The organism is Variovorax sp. DXTD-1 (assembly GCF_003984625.1).
Lineage (GTDB): Bacteria > Pseudomonadota > Gammaproteobacteria > Burkholderiales > Burkholderiaceae_C > Variovorax.
In genome coordinates, this window is the sequence record NZ_RWKH01000012.1 from 100,673 (window position 1) to 113,178 (window position 12,506).

The 12,506-nt window shown below is 67.3% G+C and carries 11 protein-coding genes; 3 read left to right on the plus strand and 8 right to left on the minus strand.

What is annotated here, in order from left to right:
- Window positions 1-45: 45 nt before the first annotated feature.
- Window positions 46-1,572, minus strand: a complete 1,527-nt coding sequence (locus EJI00_RS13295) for a PLP-dependent aminotransferase family protein (RefSeq protein WP_260590709.1) — start codon at window positions 1,570-1,572, stop codon at window positions 46-48.
- A gap of 174 nt (window positions 1,573-1,746) precedes the next feature.
- Here EJI00_RS13295 and EJI00_RS13300 point away from each other — a divergent pair, with 174 nt between their 5' ends.
- Window positions 1,747-2,094, plus strand: a complete 348-nt coding sequence (locus EJI00_RS13300) for a hypothetical protein (protein ID WP_126747986.1) — start codon at window positions 1,747-1,749, stop codon at window positions 2,092-2,094.
- A gap of 12 nt (window positions 2,095-2,106) precedes the next feature.
- On the opposite strand, the gene otsA is transcribed toward EJI00_RS13300, so the two are convergent.
- The 4 genes from otsA to EJI00_RS13320 form a co-directional block, all read right to left on the minus strand.
- Window positions 2,107-3,492, minus strand: coding sequence for an alpha,alpha-trehalose-phosphate synthase (UDP-forming) (gene otsA, locus EJI00_RS13305; protein ID WP_126747987.1), 1,386 nt, complete (start codon window positions 3,490-3,492; stop codon window positions 2,107-2,109).
- Window positions 3,489-5,411, minus strand: coding sequence for a glycoside hydrolase family 15 protein (locus tag EJI00_RS13310; RefSeq protein ID WP_126747988.1), 1,923 nt, complete (start codon window positions 5,409-5,411; stop codon window positions 3,489-3,491). Before EJI00_RS13310 ends, otsA begins: the two co-directional genes overlap by 4 nt.
- The gene (gene otsB / locus EJI00_RS13315) at window positions 5,408-6,184 is read right to left on the minus strand and encodes a trehalose-phosphatase (RefSeq protein ID WP_126748055.1); all 777 of its coding nucleotides are present in this window, start codon (window positions 6,182-6,184) and stop codon (window positions 5,408-5,410) included. The genes EJI00_RS13310 and otsB overlap by 4 nt, the downstream gene beginning before the upstream one ends.
- A gap of 121 nt (window positions 6,185-6,305) precedes the next feature.
- Window positions 6,306-7,574, minus strand: coding sequence for a multifunctional CCA addition/repair protein (locus EJI00_RS13320; RefSeq protein WP_126747989.1), 1,269 nt, complete (start codon window positions 7,572-7,574; stop codon window positions 6,306-6,308).
- Between the two features lie 160 nt (window positions 7,575-7,734).
- Here EJI00_RS13320 and EJI00_RS13325 point away from each other — a divergent pair, with 160 nt between their 5' ends.
- Window positions 7,735-8,460 (plus strand): OmpW/AlkL family protein, encoded by a 726-nt coding sequence (locus EJI00_RS13325; RefSeq protein ID WP_126747990.1) that lies wholly within the window; start codon window positions 7,735-7,737, stop codon window positions 8,458-8,460.
- 18 nt (window positions 8,461-8,478) lie between these two features.
- Here EJI00_RS13325 and EJI00_RS13330 read toward each other — a convergent pair whose 3' ends face one another.
- The 3 genes from EJI00_RS13330 to EJI00_RS13340 all read right to left on the minus strand — a co-directional run bounded on the left by EJI00_RS13330 (window position 8,479) and on the right by EJI00_RS13340 (window position 11,852).
- Entirely contained in the window at window positions 8,479-9,162 is a 684-nt protein-coding gene (locus EJI00_RS13330) for a glutathione S-transferase family protein (protein WP_126747991.1), read from the minus strand.
- A 121-nt stretch (window positions 9,163-9,283) separates the two neighbouring features.
- A complete protein-coding gene (locus tag EJI00_RS13335) occupies window positions 9,284-9,847 on the minus strand; it encodes an MgtC/SapB family protein (protein ID WP_126747992.1) in 564 nt (187 codons plus the stop codon).
- 1 nt (window position 9,848) lies between these two features.
- A complete protein-coding gene (locus tag EJI00_RS13340) occupies window positions 9,849-11,852 on the minus strand; it encodes a transglycosylase SLT domain-containing protein (protein ID WP_409514019.1) in 2,004 nt (667 codons plus the stop codon).
- 36 nt (window positions 11,853-11,888) lie between these two features.
- On the opposite strand from EJI00_RS13340, the gene EJI00_RS13345 reads away from it, so the two are divergent.
- Entirely contained in the window at window positions 11,889-12,506 is a 618-nt protein-coding gene (locus tag EJI00_RS13345; protein WP_126747994.1) for a 5-formyltetrahydrofolate cyclo-ligase, read from the plus strand.

Genomic DNA, 12,506 nt, shown 5'->3' on the forward strand with positions numbered 1-12,506 from the left:
GTGCGAATGAACCTGCTGCGCACCCCGATCTCGCACCTGCGGTCCTCACCGTACGCGAGTACGGTTCCGCTCCTCGACGCAAGCTCGGGGCGCTCGCGACGGTTCCTTCACACCTTCTGACGCCGGCGCACTGCGGCTCATCAGCGTCTCGACGATCTGACCCAGGCGGCGCAGGCCCGAGTCGACCGCCTCGCCATACGGCCAGCCGCAGTTGATGCGCAGGTAGTGATCGAAGCGCGACGAGTTCGAGAACAGCGTGCCGGGCGCCACCACGATCCGCTCGGCCAGCGCCGCGTCGAAAACCCGCGACGATGAAAGGCGCTCCGGCAGCTCGACCCACAGCTGCAGCCCGCCCGGCGGCAGGTTGATGCGGGTGCCCGCCGGAAAGTAGCCGGCAATCGCATCGGCGGTCTGCTCGCGCTGCGTCTTCAGGCAGGCGCGCAGGTGGCGCAAATGGCGGTCGTAGGCGCCGGTGCCCATGAACAGGCCCGCCGCGCTTTGCGAAAGCCCCTCGTTGTTGCGCGTTTGCGCGAACTTGAGCATCTCCACCCGCGCCTGCCAGCGGCCGGCCGTGATCCAGCCCAGCCGCAGGCCGGGCGCCAGGATCTTGTGCAGCGAGGCGCAATAGATCACGTTGCCGCTGGTGTCCCAGGACTTGAGCGCGCGCGGCGGCATTGGCGCGTCGACGAGCTCGCTGTAGGTGTCGTCCTCGATCAGCGGAATGGCGTGCCGCTCGCACAGCTGCGCGAGCCGTGCCTTGTGGGCATCGGGCATGACGCTGCCCAGCGGGTTCTGCAGGTGCGGTACCACCACCACGGCCTTGATGTTGTCGTAGGCGCCGATCGCGAGTTCCAGCGCCTCGATCGAGATGCCCGTTTGCGGGCTGGTCGGGATTTCCAGCGCGCGCATGCCCAGGCTCTCGAGCACCTGCAGCAAGCCGTAGAAGGTGGGTGACTCCACCGCCACCGTGTCGCCCGGCTGCGCCACGGCGCGCAACGCGAGGTTCAGCGCCTCGATGCAGCCATTGGTCACCAGGATGTCTTCCGGAGAAATCGTCATGCCCACCCGCACGCTGCGCTGCGCGAGCACTTCGCGGAACTGGCGGTGGCCCTTCAGTTGCGCCGCCACCGTCAGCAGCTCGGGTTGTTGGCGCAGCACGCGCGTCATCGCGTTGCGCAAGGCCTCGGCCGGGTACAGCTGCGGTGCGCCGCGCGCAATCGAGAGATTGAGCTTTTCCGGAATCTGCCGGCGGCGGGCCACGAAGTCCGACACTTTGGCGTGAATGCCCACGTACTGAGCCGGATCGGGCGGCACGCCGGCCGCGGGCTCTTCCATGGGGGCAATGGCCAGCCGCTTGGGGCGCCGCACGAAGTAGCCCGAGCGGTCGCGCGCCTCGACCCAGCCGTCGCTCTCCATGGTGCGGCACAGCTGCAGCGCGGTCGACAGGCTGATGTCGTGCAGGCGCATGAGGCTGCGCAGCGAAGGCAGCTTGTCGCCCTGCTTGAGAGAACCCGTGTGGATCGCGTCCACATAGCGTGCTGCAAGCTGGCGGTAGAGCGGTAGCGAATCCATGGCGTCGATGCTCTTCCTGTCGCGCGTCCGAAAACAGATGCAGATGCGCAGAAAAACCACCATAACAGATGCCTGATGGCAGGCGCTGTTCCGGTGCGAATCGCCTTGGCGTGTGCCTGTTTTCCGGGCGCCCGAATTCCTACGATGACCGCACCAACTCCAGAAGGTACGCCCATGTCTCCCCTCACGCTCGATAGATTGCCCGATACCCTCGTGCTGCACCCTGGGCAGGCCTTGCGTGCCTCGCTCGACCCCGCCACCTGGATCGAAATGCTGGAAGGCTGCGCGCAGCTGGTGTCGCCGCCGTCATGGTTCGGCGACACGGTGTTCACCGCCAAGACCGTGCTGAACGAAGGCGACGTGCATCGCCTGGAGCGCGGCGGCTGGATCGAACTCTCGGCGCTCACGCCGGTGCGGCTGCGCGTGCATGCGCCGCGGCAGGCGGCGGTTGCGCCGGCTTCCCGGCAGCCTACGGAAACGCGGCCGGTGATGCGGCTGGTGCGGCTCCTGACCGGAACCTAGCCGCCCGGCTTCCTACCGCTGGCTCGCGGCTTCGCGCAGCGCATCGAGAAAGCTGCGCCGCCACCAGTGAATGTCTTGCTCGCGGATGCGCGACAGCAGCTTCTGGTGCCGCTCGCGCCGCTCCTCGAGCGGCATCTGGAGCGCCTGCTGCACGGTTTCGGCGGTGCCGTGCGTGTCGTAGGGGTTCACCAGCAGCGCTTCCTTCAGCTGCTCGGCTGCGCCGGCAAAGCGCGAGAGCACCAGCACGCCGGGGTCGGCCGGGTCCTGCGCCGCAATGTATTCCTTGGCCACCAGGTTCATGCCGTCGCGCAGCGGTGTGACCAGCCCCACCGCGGCCGCACGGCACAGCCCTGGCACGCGCTTGCGGGCCACCATGCGGTGGATGTAGCGCACCGGCATCCAGTCGAGCTCGCCGTAGTCGCCGTTGATGGCGCCGCACAGCGATTCGAGCTCGCGCCGGATGTCGCCATAGGCATCGACCGTTTCGCGCGTGGGCGACGCGATCTGGATCAGCGTGGCGCTGCGGCGGTTCTCGGGGTAGTTGGCAAGCAGCTCGCGGAAGGCGCGCACCCGCTGCGGAATGCCCTTGGAGTAGTCGAGCCGGTCGATGCCCAAGAGCAGCCGCCGCTGCGAGTACTCGCGCTTCATGGTCTCGAACATGTCGCGCGATTCCTTGGCATGCGTGAGCGCCGCGAACTCGTCGACGTCGATGCCGATGGGGAAGGCGCTGCAGCGCACCGTCTGGCCGTAGGCGCGGTACATGTCGTCGCCCAGGTATTCGCCATGCGCCTCGTTGCGCACGTAGTGCTCGAAGTGCTGCACGTCCTGCTGCGCCTGGAAGCCGATCAGGTCATAGGAGAACAGCGAGCGCATGAGCCACTCGTGCTGCGGAACGGCCGCGATGATGATCTGCGGCGGCAGCGGAATGTGCAGGAAGAAGCCGATGCGCTGCGTGCAGCCCATGGCGCGCAGCTCGGCCGCGAGCGGGATCAGGTGGTAGTCGTGGATCCAGATGATGTCGTCTGGCTTGAGCATCGGCATCAGCTTGCGCGCGAACAGCTGGTTCACGCGCCGGTAGCCGCCGATGAAGCCGGCTTCGAAGTGGGCCAGGTCGAGCCGGTTGTGGAACACCGGCCACAGCACGTCGTTGCTGTAGCCCAGGTAGAAGCTGTCGTGGTCCTCGCGGCTCAGGTCGATGGTGGCGAGAGTGACCTTGCCGGCGTGCTGCATGTGCAGCTCGCCTTCGCCCGTGGGACCGTCCTCGACGATCTGGCCGCTCCAGCCGAACCACAGGCCGCCGCTTTGCTGCAGGCTTTCGCCGAGCGCAACGGCGAGGCCGCCCGCCGCGGGCTTGCGCGGATCCGCCACGCGGTTGGATACAACAACGAGGCGACTCATATGCAGGAGTCCCAAGGTGCCGACAGCCGCACGGCCGCGTTGATGATGCCGACCATCGAATAGGTCTGCGGAAAGTTGCCCCACATCTCGCCCGTGACCGGGTGCGTGTCTTCCGAGAGCAGGCCCAGCGGATTGCGCGCCGCCAGCATGGTCTCGAAGATTTGCCGCGCTTCGGCCTTGCGGCCGATCTTGGCCAGCGCGTCGATGCGCCAGAAGGTGCAGATGTTGAAGGCAGTCTCGGGCTTGCCGAAATCGTCGGCCGCTTCGTAGCGGCGCATGTAAGGGCCGTCGCAAAGCGACTTTTCCATGGCGTCGACAGTGGAAATGAAGCGCGGGTCGCGCGCGTCGATCAACCCCACCTCGACCATCAGCAGAATGCTGGCGTCCAGTTCGTGGCCGCCGAAGCTTTCGGCAAAGGCCTGGCGCTCCTCGCACCACGACTTGGCCAGGATTTCTTCCTTCATGCGCGCGGCGTGGCCGTGCCAGTACGCGGCGCGCTCGGGCAGCTCCAGCGCGCGCGCGATCTTGGCAAGCCGGTCGCAGGCGGCCCAGCTCATCAGTGCCGAGCTGGTGTGCACGCGGGCGCGGGTGCGCAGCTCCCACATGCCCGCATCGGGCGTGCCATAGACGCGAATCGCCTGTTCGCCGACCGCTTCGAGGTGCGGAAACTCGGCCACGCCCGCGCGGGCGAGCAGGCGGTGGTCATGAAAGGCCTGCGCCGCGCCGAGCACGATGTTGCCGTAGACGTCGTGCTGGAAGTGCTCCTGCGCCTGGTTGCCCACGCGCACCGGCCCCATGCCGCGGTAGCCCGCGAGGTTCTCGACCATCGACTCGGGCAACTCGCGCTCCAGTCCGATGCCGTACAGCGGCTGGATGTGCTCGCCGTGCGAGCCGATCACCACGTTGCCCAGCCAGCGCAAGTAGTCTTCCATGGTGCCGACTTCGCTCAGCGAGTTGAGGGCGCGCACCACGAAGAAGGCATCGCGCAGCCAGCAGTAGCGGTAGTCCCAGTTGCGCTGGCTGCCCGGCGCTTCGGGAATGCTCGTGGTCATGGCCGCGACGATGGCGCCCGTGTCTTCGTACAGAGAGAGCTTGAGCGTGATGGCCGCGCGGATCACCGCATCCTGGTATTCGAACGGAATCGCAAGCCGCTTGCTCCAGGTGCGCCAGTAGGCGATGGTTTCCTGCTCGAAGCTGCGCGCGGTGTCGGCAATGCCGTCGAGCAGGGTTTCGTCGACGCCGAACATGAAGTTGTATTCGCGCGAAATGACGAAAGGCTGGCGCGAAAGAATGTGCGAAATCGACGCGTCGGTGTTGAGCCGCAGCGTGATGTCCGGGCCCACATAGCGGATGTGGTTGCTGCCGCGCGTCACTTCCAGCGGCGCCGAAGCACCCCACTGAAAGCGCGGATCGAGCGCGACGCGGATCCGCGGCGCGCCGGCAATCGGCCGCACACGGCGCACCATCATCAGCGGACGAAAATAGCGCGAGCGGCTGTAGAAGCGCGGCGCAAAGTCGGTGATCTCGATGCCCTGGCCGGCGCTGTCGAACAGCTGCGTGCGCAGCACCGCGGTATTGGGCTCGTACCACTGCTTGCTGGAAGCGAAGTCTTCGATTTCGATGGCCCAGGCGCCGGCTTCCTCGCCGGGATGCAGCAGGGCGTTGAACACCGGGTCGCCGTCGAAGCGCGGCAGGCAGCACCACACGGCGCGTCCGCGTGCATCGATGAGCGCGCTGTAGGCGCAATTTCCAATCAGGCCGACGTCGAGCGAGGGCTCCGCCGGCGGCCCGAAGCCGCGGGGAACCGCCAAAACCGCGGCGCGCGGGTCGACCGGCGCCCGGTCGGCGGGCCCGGCGGCGCCGGAAAGGGATATGCCCGCGCGATCCTCGGGTGCTTTCGACAGTTGCAGCTCGCTCATTCAGGATTCCTCGGGGACTCGTTTTTCTTGCGTTCCGGCGCGGCGAGCTGGTCGCGCATCTCGACCAGCCATTCGTAGACCGCGCGGGGCGATTCGAGCCGGTGCAGCGCCAGGCTCGGGCCCGAGCCCACCTTGATGCCGATGCCGCCGCGCGGCTGCACCACCGCGAAGCCGCTCTCGTCGGTGGTGTCGTCACCGGCAAAGACCGGCCTGCGTCCCGCGAACGGGGCCTCGTTCATGAAGGCCTCGATGGCAATGCCCTTGTTGATGCCTGTGGGCTTGACCTCGAACACGAACTTGCCGTGCATCAGTTCGAGCTGGGGCCGGCCTGTGATGGCGCGCGACATGGCGTCGCGGCACACGGCCTCCAGCTGCGGCGCGAGCCGGTAGTGCAGGGCGATAGCCGCATGCTTGCGTTCGACCAGCAGGCCTTCATGCACGCGCGCCAGCTCGTTGGCGATGTCCAGAATGGGCACGAGGTCGGGCGCGTGCTGTTCCTGCATGTGGCCCTGCGAGTCGCGGCGCTGCACGCCGTGTTCGCCGGCGGCCGGCAGCCGCAGCGGCGCGAGGAAGCGGTCGATGACGTCGATCTGGCGGCCCGACACCACGGCGAGGGCGCCGCCGAGCTGGTCGCGCAGGTCTTCGAGCAGTGCCACCAGGGCGGAAGGAATCTCGATCGCCTCGGGGGTGGGTGCGAGCGCGACCAGCGTGCCGTCGAAGTCGAGAAAGAGGGCGGTATCTCGGCCCAACGGAGGTGGCAACTGGGAGGACATTGGCATCGGCGAAAACCATAACACGGGCATTTCATTTCCCGTGTCGGCCAAAGTCGGACGTATGCCCGCGGCGGCACCGCACCGGGGACGGCCGCCGGCGTGCCGAGGCAGGGCTTCAGCTTCAGCCCAGCAATGCCGCCACGGCCGCCACAGCCTCGACGCGCGCGCGATGGATCGCCTCGCCGATTTGCGGCCCCGTGGCGCCTGACTGCTGCGCCGTGCGCGCCACCGCGTCGGTTGCCACGCCGGCCGCCGCGGAGAGCACCGCGAGCAGCCGGTCGCGCTGGGGATAGGGCCGGTCTTCGAATCCGAGCCGGCCGCGCGAGTCGCACTCGCAAGCCAGCAGCACGTCGCCGAAACGCGCGGGCTTGCGGAATGCATCGCAACGCTCCAGCAGGCGCACCAGCCCCGCCGCCTCGAGTTCGCCGCTGCCATGGATGTTGCCGTGCTCACGCGCCACCACTTCGGCGAGCTCGCGAATGTCGACCGGCACGCGCCAGCGGTCGCACACCGCGTGCAGCAGTTCGGCGCTGCGCTTCTCGTGACCCGTGTGGCGCGGCAGCAGCCCGGGCTCGGTCGTGCCCTTGCCGAGGTCGTGCATCAGGCAGGCAAAACGCACCGGCAGCGGCGCCTTGAGCCTGGCGCTGGTGTCGACGACCATCATCAGGTGCGCGCCGGTGTCGACCTCGGGGTGATGCTCCGCGGACTGCGGCACGCCCCAGAGCCTGTCGACTTCGGGCAGCAGCACGGCCAGCGCGCCGCAGGCCCGCAGCACGTCGAACATGCGCGAGGGGCGCGTTTCCATCAGGCCGCGGGCCAATTCCTGCCAGACGCGTTCGGCCACCAGCGCATCGGTTTCGCCGGCCTCGACCATTTCGCGCATCAGGGCCATGGTTTCGGGCGCGACCGAAAAGTCGTCGAAGCGTGCCGCGAAGCGCGCCACCCGCAGGATGCGCACCGGGTCTTCGCGGAAGGCATCGGTCACATGGCGCAGCACTCGCTGTTCCAGGTCGCGCCGGCCGTGGAAGGGGTCGGCCAGCTTGTCTGGATCGGGCTCGAAGCTTCCGTCGGGCTGCACCCACTCGGCGGGCATTGCGATGGCGTTGACCGTGAGGTCGCGCCGCGCCAGGTCTTGCTCCAGCGTGACGTCTGGCGACGCATGCACGGTAAAGCCGCGGTAGCCGGGCGCGCTCTTGCGCTCGGTGCGGGCCAGCGCGTACTCCTCGCGGGTCTGCGGGTGCAGGAACACCGGAAAGTCGCGCCCCACGGGCAGGTAGCCGCGCGACGTCATTTCTTCGGGTGTGGCGCCCACCACCAGCCAGTCATGGTCGGACACCGGCCGCCCGAGCAGCCGGTCACGCAGCGCGCCGCCGACGAGATACGTTTTCATGCGCTCCAGTGTAGGGATATCCATACTCCAAGAAATAGAACGACCGTTCGATAATTTTCTGGCAAATCAAAGGAACGTTCGCCGATTTGTCCGAAAGGCAGCCGCTGTTCCAGCAGCTGCCGCGTGCCACGAACATTAAAACCAAAGGAGCAATCACAGCATGAAGAAAACAATGTTTGCGCTTGCGGCAGTGAGCGCAATGGCGTCCGGGGGCGCTTGGGCGCAGAACGCCGGGGACTGGGTCATCGGCGCGGGCTGGCTTCGAATGTCGCCGCAGGATTCGAGCAAGCCGCTCACGTTCACGGCGCCGGTGCACAGCGTCGTACCCGGTTCGGGCGCGTCGGTGAGCGACGCCGACACGCTCGGCTTGAGCGCTGTTTATTTTGTCGACAGCCACTGGGCCGTGGAGGGGGTGCTGGGCATTCCGCCAAAGTTCAAGCTCGACGGCGAAGGCACGCTGGCCCGCATCGGTGAACTGGGCGAAGCGCGGCAATGGAGCCCGACGATCCTGGGCAAGTACTACTTCAACGAAGGCAGCAGTGCCTTCCGTCCGTTCGTGGGCCTGGGCGCCACCTACGTCTGGTACAGCGACGTCAAGCTCACGCCGGGCCTGCAGGGCGCCTTGGGCAGCCAGGTGCGCCAGCCGCCGCTTTCCACCTCGACCACCGCCAAACTCGACAGTTCGTTCGCGCCCGTGCTCAATGCCGGCGTGGCCTACCAGTTCGACAAGAACTGGGGCGTGTCGTTCTCGGTGTCCTACATTCCGCTGAAAACCAAGGCCAAGCTCACCACCACGTCGATCACCGGCCTGCCGGTGGCCACCAGCGAAGCCAGGCTCAAGCTCAATCCGATCGTGACGTACCTCGCGGTGACCTATCGCTTCTGAGCCTCGGCCTCGAAGAGTTCAGCGCGCCTTGCGGTACGGCTCTTCGAACTGCAGGAAGTCCTTCTCGGCCAAGGCGTCGTCGATCCACGCCTTGACGCCGGGCAGGGCGTGCACACGCTCGATGTACGCCGTGATGGCCGGCGGCACCGGCAGCCCGTAGGTCTTGATGCGCGTGCCCACGGGTGCGAAGTAGGCGTCGGCATTGCTGAACTCGCCGAACAGCATCGGGCCGCCATGGGCACTGAGCAGGTCGGTCCACATCTGCACGATGCGGTCGACCTCGCCCTGCAGGCCGGGGTTGTCCTTCAGCAGCTGTGCGCCGACGTCGGCCAGCGACGCCTCGATGTTCATGACGCAGAGGCTGCGAAGGTTTCCGAAGCCCGAGTGCATCTCGGCGCAGATGCTGCGCGCGCGGGCCCGGTCGGCCGTGGCGCGGGGCCACAGCTGCTTCTCGGGAAATGTCTCGGCCAGGTATTCGGCAATGGCGAGCGTGTCCCACACCACCAGGTCGCCGTCGACCAGCACCGGCACCTTGGCAACGGGATTCAGCGAGCCGATGGTTTTCTTGAACTGCGAATTGGCCTCGAACGAATCGAAGCGCACCTTCACTTCCTCGAACGGAATGCCGGCCTGCTTCATGAGCACCCAGGGCCGCATGGACCAGGACGAGTAGTTCTTGTTGCCGATGTAGAGCTTGCGCATCGCGTTGTGATCCTGCGGTTCAGATGAGAAGAAGGCCTTCAATGCTAGCCGGGCCGCACGTACGGATTGATGCCGAAGCGCGCGCGAATTGATGCATGCGGCGCGCAGAGGCTATCGTTTATCAGCGTGGCGGCGGGTCTTCAGGAGAGGCGATCACGCGGGACGCCTCGCCGTTCTTACCTTCGTCGTGCGGCGGACCGACCAGCCGCTCGATCAGGTTCACAAGGCGCGGCACCAGCGAAAGCACGGCCAGCGCCAGCAGCGCGCTCAATACCGCAGTCACCTCGCGGCCAAGCCCGCAGGCCATGCCGATGGCGGCCGTCATCCACAGCCCGGCGGCGGTGGTGAGGCCCTGCACCTGGTGCTCGTCCTTGCCCTGCTTGAGGATGGTGCCGGCGCAAAGAAAACCCACGCCCGCCACCAGGCCCTGGATCACCCGGCTCATGTCAGCCGGAACAATGCCGGTCTGCTGCGGAATGAGCACGAACAGCGCCGAGCCGATGGCCACCAGCATATGAGTGCGCACGCCGGCCGCCTTGCCCTGCTGCTCGCGCTCGAAGCCGAGCATGAAGCCGATGACCGCCGCAAGCATCAGGCGAACCACGATGCGCGTGAGCTGGGCGACGTCGCCCACGTCCGAGAACTCGGCCGCAACGGTGTCGAGTACCTGGTCGCCCCAGCTCATGTCAGGGGAGGTCCTTGTTGGGTTCGGGTTCGGCCGCGTCGCGCGGGCCCACCCGGCCCAGGCGCTCTTTCAGCGACTGCGGCTTGCCGGTGATGATGGCGGCATAGTTGGTGGTGTTGGCCAGCACTTTCTTCACGTAGTCGCGCGTCTCGTTGAAGGGCACGTTCTCGGCCCAGATCGCGGCTTCCATCACCGGGCCGTTGCGCCAGTTGCGCGGCCGGCCGGGGCCGGCGTTGTAGGCCGCGGCGGCCAGCGCCATGGAGCCGTCGAAGTCGTCGAGCGCCAGCTTCAGGTAGTTGGTGCCGATGGTGATGTTGGTCTCGCGGTCGTTGATCTGCCCCGGCGTGAAGTCGTTCATGCCGATCTTGCGGGCGGTCCAGCGGGCCGTGGCGGGCATGACCTGCATGAGGCCCGAGGCACCCACGCCAGAGCGGGCGTCCATGATGAAGCGGCTTTCCTGGCGGATCAGCCCGTACACGTAGGCCGGGTCCAGCCCGATGTCCTGGCTCTTGCGCAGCACGGTGTCGTGGAACGGCATGGGGAAGCGCTGCTCCGCGTCGATCACGCCCTTGGTGCGCTCGCTGGTGTTGATGCAGCGGTCCCACACCTCGCGCTGGCAGGCGAAGTCGGCCGCGGCCAGCAGCGCGCGGTCGTCCATGCCGCCCTTGTCGTGCAGGTTCGTGGCGTAGTTCCATTCGCGCGTGCCTTCGGGGCGCAAGCCGATCGCGATGGCGTAGAGGCCGCGGTTGAGCCCGATGTTGCCGCGCGCGGCGGCTTTTTCCTCGGGCGTGAGCGGCGCGGGCCGGGTCGGCGTCACGATGCGCTGGCCGAGTTCTTCGAGCGCCAGCATTTCGTAGAAGCCGCGTGTGCCGGCAATGCTCTGGTAGAGCTCGCGTGCCTGGGCGCGGCGCTCGTCGCCGCCGGCGGCGCTGAGCGCGCGCGCCTTCCAGTAGACCCAGGCGGGGTCGAGCTGGGCGGTTTCACTCATGGCGTTGATGGCAGGCGCCACCTCTTTCCACTGGCCGTTGCGCAGCGCGGCGCGCACGCGCCAGCCGAGCATGTCGTCGGATAGGTCGCCGTTCTTGGTGACGTTGGCGAAGTAGCTGCCGGCCATGGGCGAAAGCTTGCCCGCCGCCTGGCGGCCGATGGTGCCCCAGAGCCAGTTGCGCTCTTCGGCGGAAAGCATCGGGCCCCACTTGCTGTCGAGCTGCGTGGCGGCCTGCTCCGGGTCGGCCATGGCAATCTTGATGAGCGCCAGAACCACCAGCTCCTTGCGCGACTTGGCGGCCACGAAGGCGCGGCCGGCCAGGAACTTGGCCGCGCTGGCGTTGAGCTCTTCGAACAGCGGCAGCGCATCCGGGGCGGCAATGGTCACGGCGCCGCGCGCGGCCTGCGGGCGGTTGGCCTCCATGGCCAGCCGGGCCTTCTTCCAGACGTCGTTGGTCGAGATCAATCGGGCAGCGGCCATGCGGTCGGCGGCGGTAAGGCAGCCGTCGTCGGCCTCCTTCTGAGCGAACCAGTTGCGGCGCACCTCGTCGGCCTGGGCCTGGGTGGCGGTGCCGGAGCGCAGCGTCTCGACCAGCACCGCATAGCAGCGCACCTGCGCGTCGTCGCCCATGCGGAAGCCGGCAATGGCAGCGGAAAAACCGTCCCAGTCGCGGCGCTGGCCCAGCAGCAGCAGCCAGTCGTTGCGCAGGCGGTCTTCCTGGTAGGTGCCCGGGTAGCGGGCGAAGAAGTCTTGCACCTCGTTCGGCGAGGCTTCCTGCAGGCGTGCCTTGAGCTCCCAGTAGGCGGCCCAGGGTTCGAGCGCATGGCCGCGCGCCTGGGGCAGCAGGGCGGCAAGGCGGCCCTTGTCCCCGCGCTGGAAAGCCTGTTTCATTTGAATCAGCACGTCGTCATTGCTGTTGTTTTGCGCGACCGCGTGCTGCTGTGAAAGCAGTGCAGCAGCTGCTACAACAGCGGAAAAAACGAGTGCGGACGCTGCGCGGCGCGGGCGGTGGCGCATGGATGCCAAAATGCTTGGGAACTGCATCGGGGGATTATGGACAAGTCAAAGGATGCCGACACCTCGGCGACCGTGAGTTTTCTCAAGGATCAGCTGCGAAAAGCGCTGATCGAGCAGCGCCTGGCCATGCCCGACCGCCTGGCCAGGGCCGACCTTCTGCAGCGGGTCATGCGGATCTGGCTGGTCGGGCGGCCCGACACGGTGATTGGCGCCTACTGGTCCATCAAGGGCGAATTCGATCCGCTGCCCGCATTGCACCGCTGGAAGGAAGACGGCGAGCTCATCGACGAGCCGCAGCGCCGCCGCATCGGGCTTCCGGTGATGAACAAGGTGCACAAGACGCTGACCTTTCATGCCTGGTACCCGGGCTGCCAGATGGAGGAAGACGCCTACGGCATTCCCAAGCCCAAGGACACCGAGCTCATCGTGCCCACGCTGCTGTTCGTGCCCTGCGTGGGTTACAGCGCGGGCGGCTACCGCCTGGGCTACGGCGGCGGCTTTTACGACCGCACGCTGGCCGCGCTGGAGCCGCGCCCGTTCACGGTGGGGCTGGGCTTTACCAACGGCTTTCTCGACGAATACGAGCCCGAGGCGCACGACCTGCCGCTCGATGCCATCCTCAACGACAACGGCGTTGTCTGGCCAACCAGCTGA